Below are 14,797 nucleotides of genomic sequence, written 5' to 3' on the forward strand. Positions count from 1 at the left end.
ATGTGCGGCATCGCCGGAATTGTGGCGCTGAACGCGGCTGCGGAGCCTCCTTCACGAGCCGCGCTTCTACGAATGGCAGCCGCGCTCTCCCATCGAGGCCCGGACGAGAGCGGCGTTTACCGCGACAGGCGGGCGGGGCTGGCGCATACCCGTCTGTCGGTCATCGATCTCTCGACCGGACAGCAGCCCCTCGCGGACACCGGCGATACCACCTGGATCGTGTTCAACGGCGAGATCTTCAACTACGTCGAGCTGCGTGAACAACTCATGGCGCTGGGGCATCGTTTCCGCACCCGCAGCGATACCGAGGTCATCGTGCACGCCTACCGCGCCTGGGGCGTGGCCGCGTTCGAGAGGCTAAACGGGCAGTGGGCACTCGCCATCTGGGATTCGCTGACAGGCCGTCTCGTCCTGTCGCGCGACCGGTTCGGCATCTGCCCGCTGCATTTGTGCGAACATGCTGGCCGCCTTCACTTCGCCAGCGAAGTGAAGGCCATTTTCGCAGCCGACCCGGCGATACCGCGGGCCTTCGATCCGGCGGGGATAGACCAGACTTTCACGCTGTGGACGGTCGTACCGCCGCAAGGCGTATTTCAGGGAGTGAAGGAACTTACCCCCGGCCATGTACGCATCTACGACAATGGCAGCGTTCGTGAGCACGCTTTCTGGAAACCTTGTTATCCCGAGATCGCGGACCAGGCCCACGGCACCTTCACCGGCTCACTGGACGATGCGGTGGACGAAGTGCGTAGCGCCTTGCAGGCCGCGACGGCGCTTAGAATGGTCAAGGCGGATGTGCCGGTTGGCTGCTACCTTTCCGGCGGGCTCGACAGCTCACTTGTCGCCATGCTCGGGAGGCGCTTCGCCGGCGCGCCATTCCAGACCTTCTCGTTGCGTTTTGCTGACGCCGAATATGATGAAACCCGTTACCAGCGGCTGGTTGCAAGTGCGAGCGGCGGCGAGCACCACGAGGTGATGGTTTCGCGCGGTGATATTGCCGAGGTTTTCCCAGATGTGATCCGTCACGCCGAGCGTCCGATTCTCAGGACCGCGCCGGCGCCGTTGTTCCTTCTCTCGAGACTGGTGCGCGAACATGGCATCAAGGTCGTCCTGACCGGCGAGGGCGCCGACGAGATGTTTGCCGGCTACGACCTGTTCCGTGAAGGCAAGGTCCGCCGTTTCTGGGGGCGGCAGCCCGCATCCGCCCGACGCGCGCGACTGCTGGAACGCCTCTACCCCTATCTGAGCCGGTCGCCGGTCAAGCAGCAGGCGATGGCGCGCCAGTTCTTTGGACACGATATCCATGCATTTGGCGCGCCCGGCTTCGCGCATGACACCCGCTGGCGCACCACCAGCGCCATCAAACGGCTGTTCTCGGCCGGCATGCATGCCGAAGCGGCGCGTCACGACGTGGTGGCGGACCTGCTTGGCCGCCTGCCCGAAGAGTTTCCACGATGGGGTCCTCTCGCGCAGGACCAGTACCTTGAGATCAGGACACTGATGTCGGGCTACCTGCTCTCCTCGCAGGGTGACAGGATGCTGATGGCCCATTCTGTCGAGGGGCGCTTCCCGTTCCTGGACGACAGGCTCGTGGCGTTGGCGAATTCGCTCCCGCCCGACTACAAGCTGCGCATTCTGGATGAGAAACACGTGCTGAAGCGTGTGGCGAAATCGATCGTGCCCGTGGAAGTCGTGGCCCGCAAGAAGCAACCCTACCGGGCGCCCAACGCACTTTGCTTCACGGGCGATGGCGCACCCGCCTATGTCCGCGAAGCACTCTCCGAGACTGCTCTGCGCGCGGCGAATGTCTTTGATCCGAACTCGGTCGCGCGCCTGCTGGACAAATGCGCTGCCAAGACCGGCGATGGGGATCTGTCCAACTCGGACAACATGGCATTGGTCGGCGTGCTGTCGACGCAGCTCCTCCATCAGCAGTTTGTCGCAAGCCGCCCATCGAGCGCGCATGCGGTCGACCTCAGGATAGACGTCGATCACCTGCACAGGGAAGAGGTGCTGGTATGATGCATGGCGCCGTACCTCTGCTGGACGATTACCTCAGCCATTCGGCCGAACGGCTCGGCGACAAGATAGCGCTGGTGTGCGGCGAGCACCGGCTCACCTATGACGAGCTTGAGACACGCTCCAGCGCGGTCGCCCGTCATCTCGTCACGTCCGGGGTCGCTCCCGGTGACCGCGTTATGATCTTCGCCGACAACACCGTCGAGACCGTGGTCAGCTTCTGGGCGGTTCTCAAGGCGAGCGCCGTTGTGTGCGTCGTCAATCCGCTCACCAAGAGCGACAAGCTGGGGTATTTGCTCAACGATTGCCTTCCGGCAGCATTGATCACCGACAAACATTTGCAGCCGGTCTTTGCTGAGCCGGCGCGTAACTGTCCGTCGCTGCGGCGGCTCATCGTCTCCGGTCAGGTGGACGACGCCGAGCTCCGGGGATTGCCGCATGCCGTGCGCTGGGATGAGGCGGCTGCCGGCCACGGCAAAGCGCCGGCCCGCCGCCGCATCGATATCGATCTCGCAGCCATCATCTACACGTCGGGCTCGACCGGCGAACCCAAAGGCGTGATGCTGACACACAGGAACATGATGACAGCCTGCACGTCTATCGCCTCGTACCTTGAGCTTGGCGAAGACGACGTGATCCTCAATGTCTTGCCCCTGGCCTTCGACTACGGCCTCTATCAGATGATAATGGCATTCCGTACCGGGGCGCGGTTGGTCCTCGAGCGCTCGTTTGCCTTCCCCGCACAGATACTTGCGATCATCGAAAGGGAGAGAGTTACAGGCTTTCCCGGCGTGCCGACCATCTTTGCCGCGCTGTCGGATCTCAGGACGCTGAAGGCAAATGATTTTGCAAGCATAAGGTATGTCACGAACACGGCGGCAGCCCTGCCGCTTAAGCACATTCGCCTGCTCCAGGAACTGTTTGCCGCCGCCCGCATCTATTCGATGTACGGCCTGACCGAATGCAAACGCTGCACCTATCTTCCGCCGGACGATCTTGCCCGAAAACCGTTGAGCGTGGGGATCGCCATCCCGAACACCGAAATGTGGATTGTCGATGAGGATGACCGAAGGGTTGGTCCCAATGTCGTCGGTCAGTTGGTCATCCGCGGGGCAACGGTCATGAAGGGCTACTGGGGTAAGCCGGAGGCTACCGCGAAGAAGCTCAAACCAGGTCCTTTGCCCGGCGAGCAGGTTCTGTACACCGGCGACTACTGCCGAATGGACGAGGAAGGCTACCTCTATTTTGTCGGCCGCAGCGATGAGATCATAAAGTCGCGGGGAGAAAAGGTGGCGCCTAGGGAAGTCGAAAACGTGCTGATGGAAATCCCGGGAGTACGGGAAGCCGCGGTTGTCGGAGTACCTGACGACCTGCTGGGGCAAGCAGTGAAAGCGTTTGTCGTCATGGAGCAAGGAACGATCATGGGCGAAAAGCAGCTGCGGATGGAATGTCAAAAGCGATTGGAAAACTTCATGATTCCGAAGTCCATCCAAATTGTGTCCAGTCTGCCGATGACGGACACGGGCAAGCTCAAGAAAATGGCGCTGTCATAAAGCAATTTACGGAAATTATTTGGATCGGAGGCCAATTCAATGCTGAGCACGAACAACAGAATTGACACCTACAGCGATCAAATCCGCGCCTTTCTGGCGTCAAACTTCTACGTAGCCGACCCGCGTGCGCTGGAAGTTGAAACGTCGTTGCTCGACCAGGGCATCATAGACTCGACTGGAGTGCTTGAAGTTATCGGCTTCGTCGAGGAGACATTCGGCATCACTGTCGAGGACAGTGAACTTCTGCCGGAGAATTTCGATTCCATCCAGGGAATTGCACGTTACGTGGTCAGCAAGGAAAACTGATCGCCGGGCTACGGCTTGAGGGCGTCGTCCCAACCGAGCGCGCAAACCCATGGCGCGGCTCACGCTGACGCTTTGGCCCGTGCACAAACCACCCTGGCTTCACCGGCTTTGTTCGCAACCGTGCGAATGCTCTCATAGGCTTTGGAACGCTCAACCAAACTCATGACCTGCCGGTCCTGGCCAAGCCCGACCTCGAAAAGCAGCATGCCACCTTGCCGCAGATAGTGCTGCGCCTCCTTGATCACCCGCATATGAATGCTCAGGCCGTAAGGCCCGGCAGCGAACGCCTCACGGGGTTCAAGTTCCATCAGATGCGCGCGGTCGTTTTCGAGCCGCTTCTCCGAGATGTAAGGCGGGTTGCAGACGACCAGATCGATCGTACCTTCGAGCTCCAGACCCGAGAAGGAATTGAAGAGGTCGCCCTGTAGCACCGAAATACGTCCGGCCAGGCCAAGATGGGCAACGTTCCGGCAGGTGGTTTCGACGCAGCTGTCGGTAAGATCGCTCGCCCAGACGCGCGCGGTGGGGACCTTGTATCCAATGGCGCAGGCGAGATTGCCCGCCCCGCAGCACATGTCCACGACACGCGGTACCGGCCTTTTAAGTTCGCGAAGGACATTGAGGGCGGTGCTGCCGAGCAGTTCCGTCTCCGGGCGAGGGACTAGCACGCCGGGCGCGACAACCAACTTCAGCCCCATGAAGTCGGTGCGGCCGGTACTGTAGGCGCTGGCGACATCTATTTCACCAATCACGGCAAACCCGCTTTCTTGATTCCCCATGTTGATTTCTCAGGCGCCCGGTCTTCATGCCGTGGGCGAGCCATCAGCAACGTCGTTCCCGGCTCGGTTCACGTCCGCGCAACTACTGGATCGCCGCGCTCTGCAGTTCGCTGCTGAACCTCACCTCGATGGTGTCTCCAGGCGCAACCTCGGTGTCCTGGTCGACCGGTCGACCTCTCGACGCGTCGCCGGCCCCGCCGGTTATTGTGATCCGCGCCTGAAAGGTTTCGCCGGCGACGGGCAGTGGAAGCGCGGACGCCCCTGATGGCTGAAGCTTCTGGCTGGCTGCGTGGAGCCTTGCAGTGGTCTCGGCGAGGCGAAGGTCGGTGTCCCTCAATTCGTTCAGAAGGCCGATCCTTCTTTGATTTTCATTGCGTTCCTGCTGCCTGACGGAGTCTTCCTGCTGGCGCCGCGTTCTCATCAGTTCGACCGAGGTCTCGAGCGCCCGGCTCGACGACATCAGCACGGCACGTCTGACGTCGGCGAGCCTGCTGTTGGTCAGGTTGCCCGATTCGAACGATTTGGTGACCCGCGCAAGATCGTCTTCATCCTGTTTCACCGCGGCCGCTTCCGTCTGCTCGCGCTTGAGCAGAACCTCGACCTGAGCCTCGGCATCCTTGGCGGTCTTGTCGAGATAGCTTTGCTCCTGCTGAAAATTGTTCAGCGAAATCTTGAGGCCCTCCGCTTCCGCCTGCGCGACCGCCGATATCAATGCATTCGACAGGGGCGAGCCTTGCGGCGGTTGCATGTCAAATTCTGCCTGGTTCTGAAGTTCGGCGCGGATGCGCGCGCCATGAAAGTAGTCTCTGATGTAGTCCCCCCAGATCGACTCGTAGTCGCGTCGCAGATCAACGGGATCAGGTCCGCTTTGGCTTGCCCGAGACCGCAGGAGACTAAAACCGCCGGCGACGGCAATTGCCTGTCGGACAGTCATGAGTGGCCGGTAACTCTGCTGCCCTGGTGTCAGCACATCGCCAGTCACATAGATCGGACGGTACTCCGCGATCACGGCCGTGACGTCGCTCGGCTTGATGACGATCATTTGCTCCCGTCCATCAGGCAGGCGCTGATGGACTATCTTGGTTGGCAGCACCGCCTCCATGCGCGTCTGCAATTCGGCCGGCGTCAGCCCGCCAACCGGGATCATCCCGAACTCGGGCAGCGCGATCGAGCCATCCATCTGGACGATCGCGCGTTGCGTTCGCTCCGCTATGGAGGCTATTCCTATCTCCACCGTATCGCCGGGCGACAGCTTATAGGCCACCGGCGCTTCAGCCGCGGCTGCGATATCCAGGGCCAGGCAGCCGGCAAGGGCTGCAAAGAGAATTCGGCTAACGAAGGCCATCGATGGCAATCTCCCTTTAATTCAGGCCCGGCTGCTGCGGCCAATCGAGATGGGCGACGAATTCGTAGACCGGCCCACCAGGCACCCCCCAATTGCTCGACCAGATCACTTGCGACCCATCAGGGGAGGGTGAGGCATGTGTCTCGCTCCAATAGTCGAACGGAGCGTTTCGCGTCTGCACGATGCGTCGGACCTCCTGACGACCGTCGACACGCAGCGCGATCACTTCGCGCGTGTATGGCGCCCAGTCCGGGTGGCTCCGAACCTCATCGGGATTGCCCCCGTAACTTATAAATGCCCATTCGGGCCTGTCCAAAGCACGCAGCGACGTATGCTCGGCCTCACCGTACTTCGTGAGCGACGTGACCTTTCCATCGGACAGCCGACGCTTGATCACCTGATATTTGTCCGGAGCGGATTTGCTGGTTCCGACGTAAATTTCGCTGCCATCCGCATCGAGAGTCAAATCGCCATGGCCGGGCCGATGATGATCCTTCCACGTTTGGCGCAGGGTGCCGTCGACTGCGAAAATGGCTCGCTGTTCGGTGCCGTCGACCAGATTTTGGAAACACAGGATGTTCTCTCCGAGCGGAGAAATGGTGCAGGAACTGGTCGTTCCGGCAACCTGGGCGAGATCGATGTCCGGGTATTTCAGACGCCGGTCGATGTCGTATGCGAAGACGACAGCAGCTCCATCATTGCGGGTCGCGCGTACGGCAATGCGGTTGCCGTCACGACTAGGATTTCCCTTGGACGGGCCGAATTCGAGATCCCGATATTTCGTTGCGGCATACACTATGTCCTCACGATTGGTGCGGGGCGCCCAGGTCGATATCTTTTGACCATCGACACAGATCATCATCTCCGCGTTTCGAGGGCGCCATTCGCACTCACCCGACTTGTTGCGATGAAACAAAGGGAGGTAGGTTTTCCCGTCGAGGAAACACATGCCGTTGCAGCCGTTCATGAGGACGAGGAGGCTCTGATCCGCATTCCAGGCTTGCGCGCTCGAGTAGCGATGACTGCAATATATTTTGCCGCAGACAATTCCGCTGCCAAGCGCTCCGGGCTGAGTGATCCGAGTAAAGCGGATCCCTGTCGCCGGATCAGTTGCAGGTTTCAGATAAGCGGGCAGATCCATTGCCGGCTCCGTGCCTGCCGCACCGCTCGGCCGGTTTCCGGCTGTGTGCAGCGCCAGCAGAGCGGCCATCAACAGCAAAGCTGGTATGAGCCGCGGAAAGGTCATGTCATGTAGCTCATTTCGCGTCGGACGCGGCCTTCGCTGAGGCGCGAGCGCCACCACTCGATGGTCTTTTCCAGACCATCACGCAAGCTCGTGTGTGCCCGCCATCCGACTTTACTTTCAAGGTTCGAGGAATCGGCGAGCAACGCGCGAACCTCGGAGTTTTGCGGCCGCATCCGGCTTTCATCTCGACGAACTGGTTTCCTGGTGCTACTCAACTCGAGCACCAACTCCAAAACGTCCGAGACACTGACGGCGCGCTGGCTGCCTGCATTGTAGGCATGGCCAAATTCAAGCTCGGCCGCCCCTGCCGCCACAAATGCCGCCGCAGTGTCCTCCACAAAGGTAAGGTCGCGGATTGGGCTGGTGTCGCCGACCATGATCGCCGGACAGTTCTCGTCCAGAGCCTGCCTTATGATGGTCGGCACGATGGCCCGCTCGCTCTGGCGCGGCCCGTATGTATTGAACGGTCGCAGGATGACCACCGGCACATCGAAGGACCTGGCATAGGACGCCGCCATCATGTCTGCGCCGATCTTGGATGCAGAGTAGGGGGACTGTCCCTGCAGCGGGTGGGATTCGTCGATCGGCATGGTCAGAGCGGTGCCATAAACCTCGCTCGTGGACGTATGCACAATGCGTTCGGTTTCCCAGTGGCGTGCCGCTTCGAGGACATTCACGGTGCCCAGCACATTGGTTTCCACATAGGATTGGGCAGCCGCGTAGGAGTAGGGAATCGCAATCAGCGCAGCCAGATGAAACACCGCCGCCTGGCCGCGCACGATCCGGTTGATGAACGCGCTGTCACGAACATCCCCACGAATGCATTGCAACTGGCTTCGAACGTGGTCGGGTAAATCGTCCAGCCAGCCATGGCTGTCGAACGAGTTGTATAGGGCCAGTGCTGTGACATCGGCGCCTTCGTGCACCAGCGCTTCCGTGAGGTGGGATCCGATAAATCCATCCGCACCCGTGACCAGGACCTTCCTGCCGCGATAGCTCACGACTGTGCACTCCTTTGATCGTGTGAGCTGTCAAACTGGCGAACGAACAACAATCCATTCATGCCAAACTCTCCTCACCTTCCAACTCTACCCACTCGCCGCGGGAGGCAGGGACACGCCGAAAACCGCCCTGAAGCCTCGCATTATCCAGACGAGGTCCGATGCAATCGTGCGCCGCGGATAGTAGGCGAGGTCGATCGTTGCCTTGGCCGGGAACAGGACCTCTCGATAAAACAGGAGCGGATCAAGGGAAGGCGGGTAAAAACAGGCTTCGTGACGGAATAGAACCTGGGTCGGGCCGAGCAGGCCGGGCTTCCACTGCAGGACGGCTTCATTGCCGCCGCGGAAACAATCGGCGAAGGCAAGGCTTTCCGGCCGCGGGCCGACAATTGCCATGTCTCCCGTAAAAACGTTCCACAGTTGCGGCAACTCATCAAGTTTCGTTGCCGCGAGAAAACGGCCTAACCGCGTCATCCGGCTGTCATCGTTCATGGTCAGCGCAAGGCCGAAAGGATCGGCTGTTGTCTTGAATTTGCGGAACTTGTACATGCGAAACGGTTTTGCGCCGGCACCCAGGCGCGTCTGTGCGAAAAGCACGGGCCAACCACCCTCGACAAAGAGTGCGACAGCAATCAGTAGCATCAGCGGAGCGAGTGCCATTCCCGCTGCTGCGGCGAGGATGATATCCATCGCGCGCCTGGCAATTCCGTGGCTGGTGCCAGCTACGGCGGGCCGATGCATCGTCACGTCGAGTGCGTTCATGCCGCGGCTCCCGCGCGCCCGCTGCTTTCAATCGCGGTGGCCAACGCAACAACCACCGACTCGATCGCACTTGCCGTAATTTGCGGATGTAGTGGAATCGTCAACTCCCGCTGCGCGAAATCCTCGGTCTTCGGCAGATGGATTTCAGTGAACATTTGGCGATAGAGTGTCATCTGGTGCACGGGCGTATAGTGGATTGTGGTCTGTATTCCCTTCGTTCGCAGATGGTCGATCACCGTTTGCCGGTCGACGTCATGTGGCAGGAGGACAGGCATGATGTGATAGGCCGAGGTCCGTGGTTTGCAGAACGGAACTGTCACAGCCGAGCAATAGTCTGCGATCAGACGTCGATAGAGGACGACCAATATGCGCCGGATTTCATTCCATTCCTGCAGGTTCTGAAGCTGGACCAAGCCAATAGCGGCGCGCAATTCATCCATGCGGTAATTGAAACCGAGCATCGTCACATCGTATTGCGGCGTGCGGCTGTTCAGCCGCTGATGTGTGCCGCTGGTCATGCCATGTCCGCGCGCCTGGCGGATCGCTTCACGGAGCTGTGCATCCCGGGCGATTACGGCCCCACCTTCCGCGGTGGTCATGTTCTTGTTGCCGTAGAAGCTAAAGGCCGCGGCCGCACCGTAAGTCCCCACCTCCTTAAGGCCGGGAGCATGCGCGGCATCCTCGACGATATGCAGTCCTCGCACACGGGCAAATCTCTGCCATTCTTCCCGGTCGGCGAGGTAGCCGGCAAAGTGGACGAGAATGACGGCCTTGGTGCGTCCGGTGCACTTGGCTTCCGCGTCGCTTAGGGACATCAGTGGCACTTCGGCCGACTCTATGTCGACGAATACCGGTGTTGCTCCTACGTAGAGCACTGCATTCGCGGTCGCCACGAAGGTCAGCGAGGGAACCAGAACTTCGTCTCCGGGACCGATCCCAAGTGCATGGAGAATGAGATGCAGGGCGGCGGTGCAAGAGCTGACGGCAACGCAATCGACCGCATCATGCACGGCCGCGAAGGCCTCTTCAAAGGCTCGTACCTGGTCCCCCATCGTCAGCCAGCCACTGTCGACAACTTTGGCCAAGGCCGCCTTTTCCGGAAAGCCAAGAATAGGAGCGCTGACCAAGAGCATTACGACCTCCTCATGTTGGCGTGGTCGAGCGTTCAGCCCTCAAGCGGCCGCTGCCGAGACCTCGATCGATGCGGACTGCTCTTCCCAGGCAATGGTTTGTGCGTTTTGAAAATCTTCAACGCGTCCGATATCCAGCCAAAGCCCGTCATGTTTGTAGACGTGCACATTCGTGCCGTTTTGCATCATCTGCAGCATGAGATCGTCGAATCCGAAGGCGATACCGTCAGGTATAAAACGAAAAACGTCTGGATTCATGCAATATATCCCCATGCTTACCAAATGGGATAGCGTCGGTTTTTCACGAAATACTTGAACGGTATTGTCGACCTCGTCGATGACGCCGAAGTCCATCTTGATGACGCGGGATGCGGTGGCTATGGTGACTGGATCCGTGTGTGTGCGGTGTGATGCCACAAACCGGCTGAGACTGAGATCGGTAAGTACGTCCCCATTGAGAACAATGAACGGCTCGTCCAGTTCCTCCCTGATCAGGGAGAGCGGGCCAATGGTGCCGAGAGGTTCCAGTTCCTGGGTGTAGCGTATCCTTAGATTCCACTGGGATCCGTCCCCGCATACGGTGCGGATCAAGTGCCCCAGATAGCCGGTCGTGACGTAGACTTCCTGAATGCCGTTCCGCCGCAGCCACTTCAAAAGCAATTCAAGAACCGGTCGAGCACCGATCGGCATGAGAGGCTTGGGCAATATGGATGTGAAAGGCCGAAGGCGTGTTCCCATTCCACCGCACTGAATGACCGCTTTCATCTCGTCCTCCTATTGATACGACTGTCGCGGTGTGATGGGTCCAACCCACCCGGCCGGAAGGTACGCCAGTGTTGGTTTTGCCTCTCCGGAGTGCAGCGATGGTAAGTGGCGCTTGAGAAGGCGTCGTCGTGCATTTGAATGGCACTTTCCCGGCCTTTTGATTCAATATTCCAGTTGGCAGCGCATGGGCGCGGCAGGGCGATCAGAGCTGGGAACTGTTCACATGTCCGGCGCCGGCAACGACCTTCTCGGAAGGGCATCGCTACCGTTCGTACGAAAAAAACACTTCAACATCTGGCCCTGAAATGTGTGCGATTGTAAGCTATATTAGAAGGTTGAAATGTGCCGATGGGCGGCGGCGAGCGTCGACATACGGGGGATCAGCGGGCGGCTGATCTGTGTTGGGTCACCGTACAGTCCATCCAAAGGGAGGTTTCGGCAGCTAGGGACACATGCGGGCTGCCAAAAGGTGGGTGGTTCATGTATCGTATTATCATCGCCGATGATCACGGCTTGTATCGTCGTGGGCTGCGACTGGCTTTGATGGCCGGCATTCCAGACTTGGAAATATTCGAAGCGGCGTGTTTTGATACCGTCATAAGCTTGCTTGAAGATCAGGCGCCTGTTGATCTCGCCATCATCGACCTGAACATGCCGGGACTGTCCGGTCAGGACGACCTTCGCGACGTCTTACCGGCTCATCCCGACACACGGTTTGCAATTGTCTCAGGGACCGATTCACGCGCCGAGATTCTAACTGCCCTCTCGATTGGACTTCATGGCTATATCGTAAAGTCCCAAACGGACGAGGAGGTGGTCCTGGCGGTGAACGAAATCCTGGCTGGCCGCATTTACGTTCCGGCACTTCTTTCACAAAGGTCCAAGGAGTCGGTGCGCCTTCCATCCGAGGCTCCCACGCAAATGCCCCACAGGACCATCAGCGTCAACAATCTGGGCAGGCTTACGTCCAGACAGAAGGAAGTCCTCAGGTTGATGGCTGAAGGTTACTCGAACAAAGAGATTGCCCGCTCTCTTGAAATTGCAGAAGCGACGACGAAGATTCATGCGGCTGCCGTCCTGCGCGAACTTGGGGCACGAAATCGGACGGAAGCCGCGGTTTTGCTGAAGACATGGGCCGCCAGGGACATCAACTAGCGCCGATTGCTTTTGGCGGCAGCCGGACCGAATATTTCAGTCCGTGATCCAGCATCTCAAGCTTGGAAGAGTGGCCCACGATAGGCTCACCGTCGGCTCCGATAATCAACGACCCAAAGCCACGCCGAGCCGAGGTGGAGACCCGGCGCTCTCCCGATTCCGACCATTCAAACACTATGTCGGCGCCGGGCTCCTGGGCCACGAATTGCCACACCACCTCGATCCGTCCTGCCGGAGTGCCGAGAGCCCCATGCTTCACGGAATTGGTCGTAAGCTCGTGAACGATCATTGCGAAGCTCTCAGCCGAACCCTCAGCCATTTTTATTTCGGGTCCACTGATCGAAATGTCATGCGTCCCCATATAGGGCTGCAACTCCTGAACGATGAGGTCACGCAGGGAAGCCGACAGGCTGCCATCGCGTGAAAGAAGCAGATGCGTCGCCTGGAGTGCGCCGATCTTTTCGATCAGTGTCTGCTTATAGCTGGCGATATCATTGTCGGGGGCACCAACCATATTCACAAGCGCCGTGATCACCGGAAACAGATTGTTGAGCCTATGGCGCTGTTCAAGCATAGCCCGCTCTCGCTTCTTCGCCGCAGCCCGCAGCAGAATGGTTATGCGCCGATCGGTGAGATCCGCGGCGACTCCTATTCGCTGTGCACGACCGTCGCGCAATTCGTCCCGTCCCCGAAGAGCAATCCAGCGGATATGTCCGCCAGTTCGCCTGATGCGGATCTCAGCGTCATAGTCGGCGCCTGATGCAAGCTCTCCCGGGGCCATCAGATTAGGCAAGTCGGCCGGGTGAACGACCGCAGTCAATTCCTGCAATGGACGGCTCGGCGCGGGTGCCAGCCCCATCATTTCCCAGAACGCGGCTGAGCCCTTCACGGACCCGCTCTCGAAATCTATGCGCCATGTTCCCAACCGGCTTGACGATAGCGCCAGGTCCAACCATTCCTTCTGAGCCCGGAGTGCCTCGCGGGCGGTTCGCTCTCCCGATATGTCGTCCACCACTACAAAAATGCTTTGAGGGAGAGCATCGGCTGGCACGGCCAAAGACAGGGCCAATCTTGTCCACAAAATCGTGCCGTCTCTTCTCAGGAGACGGATCTCCGAGCCGAACGAAGTCGTGTCTTTCAGGCGAGTCAACGCTTCCGCCAAGGTGTGGTTGTCGTCGGGGTGGACGAGTGCGCTGAGCGGCAGACTTGAAAGCTCCTCCTCGACATACCCTGTCATCTCACAAAGACGCTTGTTGGACCGTTGCAACTCTCCGTTCTCATTCATGTTGGCAAAGCCAATGGCGGCACGTTCGAATGCCCAGCGATACCTGTTTTCGGTTGCTTCCAAGGCCGCGAGTCTAGCCTCCGCAACCTGCAAAAGGGTGCGGTAGTCCTGCCTCTGCCGGTGGAAAGTCAGGGCGATCATCCCCCCTGCAACCAGCAGCAGAATGGCTTGAACCCATAGGCCGACATGCATTGGATGGTGCAGGACATCCCGCGTCAACAAGCCGACGGCAACCATCACAAATGTTGCCGCAAGAGCGATCATGCGATCTTCGAGATATGAGATGGCAATAATGGCGGGAACAAACTCAAAAAAGCCGATGTCGTATGCCACAGAGGTCGGCAGCGCTGTCTCGACTGCAAGTGTCGCTATCAGGAGCGACATCGAGGCAAGGCGGGTCAGCAACTTGCCTGAGCTGTTCGGATGCAAACTGAGCGAATGCAAACGCATGTGCCAGACTATAACCTTCTGACTAGTCCGTCGAGATTAGACCGAAAAGCGTACAGACTAGTCCGACCGCAGGATTGTTCCCCGGGATTGTAGCGCGCATTTTGTCCGATGTCGGGGGCGGATCGGACCGCTACTCTCCAAGCGACCTGACTGACATGTTTAAGGCACCTCCTTTTGACTGGGAGGCGTTGCCGTTTTGCGGGAGGTAAGAAAATGGCACTGGTTGGTAGGCAAGATGATGGAATTCTTGGTCGCCAATATGGAAGTTTCGGGGGAAAGCCTGTCTCCGCCTTGAGAACGCAAGGTGACCATGCTTCCGCTTGGCATCAAGCACCACAACGGTTCGACAGCGTTGCTGTCGAGCCACGGCAGAGCAGCCTTGCATCTGTTGTGAGAATGCTTGATCGCATCGGTTGTGGCTACCTGATCCTGAACAGCGACAGGAAGGTCATGGAGTGGAATTCAGCCGCTCAAAACACCTTGGAGCGCGAAGGCGAGGCAGCCGATACGGCCAGCAAGGTATTTGCTGCGCTGAGACGGCTGATCGCAAACGTGCCGGGCAATTTTTCTCCTGGCACGCTTTCATGGGTGGTGATCCGAGGCATGGGCGACAGGCCCCTGATATTGAACGAGAAGGGCATAGCAACGCCTGACGCGACAAGCATCGTGGCGCTGCTGGATCGTGAAAACAGGTCCGGGCCAAATCCCCAGACGCTGCAAAGAATGTTTGGTCTGACGAGTGCCGAAACGCAGCTCGCACTGCGCTTGGCGCAGGGCGATGCCCCTTTGGAAATAGCCCGCAAGCGGCGCTTGAGCCGGACCACGATAAGGTCGCAGCTGGCGTCGCTGTTCGCCAAGACCGAAACACGGCGACAGGCGGAACTGGTAGCTCTTCTTGGGCGCATATGCGTTTTGCCGTGAGGCAAACGCCTTTACCATGCGCGCGCACAACAGGCTTGTGCGCGCAATCTGTCGCTGATGTGCTTGTCGGCCAGCCTCAC

The 14,797-nt window shown here is 59.2% G+C and carries 13 protein-coding genes; 5 read left to right on the forward strand and 8 right to left on the reverse strand.

Annotated features, from left to right (window positions below):
- The 3 genes from asnB to P3C39_RS13790 are packed head-to-tail and all read left to right on the forward strand — an operon-like array spanning window position 1 to window position 3,878.
- Entirely contained in the window at window positions 1-2,022 is a 2,022-nt protein-coding gene (gene asnB, locus P3C39_RS13780; RefSeq protein WP_224620001.1) for an asparagine synthase (glutamine-hydrolyzing), read from the forward strand.
- Window positions 2,019-3,572, forward strand: coding sequence for a class I adenylate-forming enzyme family protein (locus P3C39_RS13785; RefSeq protein WP_164767669.1), 1,554 nt, complete (start codon window positions 2,019-2,021; stop codon window positions 3,570-3,572). The genes asnB and P3C39_RS13785 overlap by 4 nt, the downstream gene beginning before the upstream one ends.
- Before the next feature lie 39 nt (window positions 3,573-3,611).
- Complete coding sequence (locus P3C39_RS13790; RefSeq protein ID WP_013533122.1) at window positions 3,612-3,878, forward strand: acyl carrier protein; 267 nt, start codon at window positions 3,612-3,614, stop codon at window positions 3,876-3,878.
- A 59-nt stretch (window positions 3,879-3,937) separates the two neighbouring features.
- Here P3C39_RS13790 and P3C39_RS13795 read toward each other — a convergent pair whose 3' ends face one another.
- The 7 genes from P3C39_RS13795 to P3C39_RS13825 form a co-directional block, all read right to left on the reverse strand.
- Window positions 3,938-4,630 carry a class I SAM-dependent methyltransferase gene (locus tag P3C39_RS13795; protein WP_032898951.1) on the reverse strand — a complete coding sequence of 231 codons (693 nt, stop codon included), beginning with the start codon at window positions 4,628-4,630 and terminating at the stop codon, window positions 3,938-3,940.
- A 109-nt stretch (window positions 4,631-4,739) separates the two neighbouring features.
- A complete protein-coding gene (locus tag P3C39_RS13800; RefSeq protein ID WP_275953879.1) occupies window positions 4,740-6,002 on the reverse strand; it encodes a polysaccharide biosynthesis/export family protein in 1,263 nt (420 codons plus the stop codon).
- A gap of 16 nt (window positions 6,003-6,018) precedes the next feature.
- A complete protein-coding gene (locus tag P3C39_RS13805) occupies window positions 6,019-7,248 on the reverse strand; it encodes a hypothetical protein (protein ID WP_027163967.1) in 1,230 nt (409 codons plus the stop codon).
- Window positions 7,245-8,249, reverse strand: coding sequence for an SDR family NAD(P)-dependent oxidoreductase (locus tag P3C39_RS13810; protein ID WP_275953878.1), 1,005 nt, complete (start codon window positions 8,247-8,249; stop codon window positions 7,245-7,247). Before P3C39_RS13810 ends, P3C39_RS13805 begins: the two co-directional genes overlap by 4 nt.
- Window positions 8,250-8,336: 87 nt before the next feature.
- Window positions 8,337-9,011 (reverse strand): sugar transferase, encoded by a 675-nt coding sequence (locus tag P3C39_RS13815; protein WP_027163966.1) that lies wholly within the window; start codon window positions 9,009-9,011, stop codon window positions 8,337-8,339.
- Window positions 9,008-10,144 carry a DegT/DnrJ/EryC1/StrS aminotransferase family protein gene (locus P3C39_RS13820; protein WP_013533116.1) on the reverse strand — a complete coding sequence of 379 codons (1,137 nt, stop codon included), beginning with the start codon at window positions 10,142-10,144 and terminating at the stop codon, window positions 9,008-9,010. The genes P3C39_RS13815 and P3C39_RS13820 overlap by 4 nt, the downstream gene beginning before the upstream one ends.
- A 39-nt stretch (window positions 10,145-10,183) precedes the next feature.
- Window positions 10,184-10,906: a sugar phosphate nucleotidyltransferase gene (locus P3C39_RS13825; RefSeq protein WP_013533115.1), complete on the reverse strand. Its 723-nt coding sequence runs from the start codon at window positions 10,904-10,906 to the stop codon at window positions 10,184-10,186.
- A gap of 480 nt (window positions 10,907-11,386) precedes the next feature.
- Here P3C39_RS13825 and P3C39_RS13830 point away from each other — a divergent pair, with 480 nt between their 5' ends.
- Window positions 11,387-12,061 carry a response regulator transcription factor gene (locus P3C39_RS13830; protein WP_013533114.1) on the forward strand — a complete coding sequence of 225 codons (675 nt, stop codon included), beginning with the start codon at window positions 11,387-11,389 and terminating at the stop codon, window positions 12,059-12,061.
- Here P3C39_RS13830 and P3C39_RS13835 read toward each other — a convergent pair.
- Window positions 12,054-13,796: a PAS domain-containing protein gene (locus tag P3C39_RS13835; protein ID WP_275953877.1), complete on the reverse strand. Its 1,743-nt coding sequence runs from the start codon at window positions 13,794-13,796 to the stop codon at window positions 12,054-12,056. The genes P3C39_RS13830 and P3C39_RS13835 overlap by 8 nt on opposite strands.
- 213 nt (window positions 13,797-14,009) lie before the next feature.
- On the opposite strand from P3C39_RS13835, the gene P3C39_RS13840 reads away from it, so the two are divergent.
- Window positions 14,010-14,717 carry a helix-turn-helix transcriptional regulator gene (locus P3C39_RS13840; protein WP_024502429.1) on the forward strand — a complete coding sequence of 236 codons (708 nt, stop codon included), beginning with the start codon at window positions 14,010-14,012 and terminating at the stop codon, window positions 14,715-14,717.
- The last annotated feature ends 80 nt before the right edge of the window (window positions 14,718-14,797 follow it).

It is taken from the genome of Mesorhizobium sp. XAP4, from assembly GCF_029269325.1.
Lineage (GTDB): Bacteria > Pseudomonadota > Alphaproteobacteria > Rhizobiales > Rhizobiaceae > Mesorhizobium > Mesorhizobium ciceri.

Excerpts from the sequence above, each read along its gene's own strand:
- P3C39_RS13830 (WP_013533114.1), top strand. The coding sequence starts at position 11,387 with ATGTATCGTATTATCATCGCCGATGATCACGGCTTGTATCGTCGTGGG.
- P3C39_RS13820 (WP_013533116.1), bottom strand. The coding sequence starts at position 10,144 with ATGCTCTTGGTCAGCGCTCCTATTCTTGGCTTTCCGGAAAAGGCGGCC.
- P3C39_RS13790 (WP_013533122.1), top strand. The coding sequence starts at position 3,612 with ATGCTGAGCACGAACAACAGAATTGACACCTACAGCGATCAAATCCGC.
- P3C39_RS13835 (WP_275953877.1), bottom strand. The coding sequence starts at position 13,796 with ATGCGTTTGCATTCGCTCAGTTTGCATCCGAACAGCTCAGGCAAGTTG.
- P3C39_RS13785 (WP_164767669.1), top strand. The coding sequence starts at position 2,019 with ATGATGCATGGCGCCGTACCTCTGCTGGACGATTACCTCAGCCATTCG.
- P3C39_RS13840 (WP_024502429.1), top strand. The coding sequence starts at position 14,010 with ATGGCACTGGTTGGTAGGCAAGATGATGGAATTCTTGGTCGCCAATAT.
- P3C39_RS13805 (WP_027163967.1), bottom strand. The coding sequence starts at position 7,248 with ATGACCTTTCCGCGGCTCATACCAGCTTTGCTGTTGATGGCCGCTCTG.
- P3C39_RS13815 (WP_027163966.1), bottom strand. The coding sequence starts at position 9,011 with ATGAACGCACTCGACGTGACGATGCATCGGCCCGCCGTAGCTGGCACC.
- P3C39_RS13800 (WP_275953879.1), bottom strand. The coding sequence starts at position 6,002 with ATGGCCTTCGTTAGCCGAATTCTCTTTGCAGCCCTTGCCGGCTGCCTG.
- P3C39_RS13825 (WP_013533115.1), bottom strand. The coding sequence starts at position 10,906 with ATGAAAGCGGTCATTCAGTGCGGTGGAATGGGAACACGCCTTCGGCCT.
- asnB (WP_224620001.1), top strand. The coding sequence starts at position 1 with ATGTGCGGCATCGCCGGAATTGTGGCGCTGAACGCGGCTGCGGAGCCT.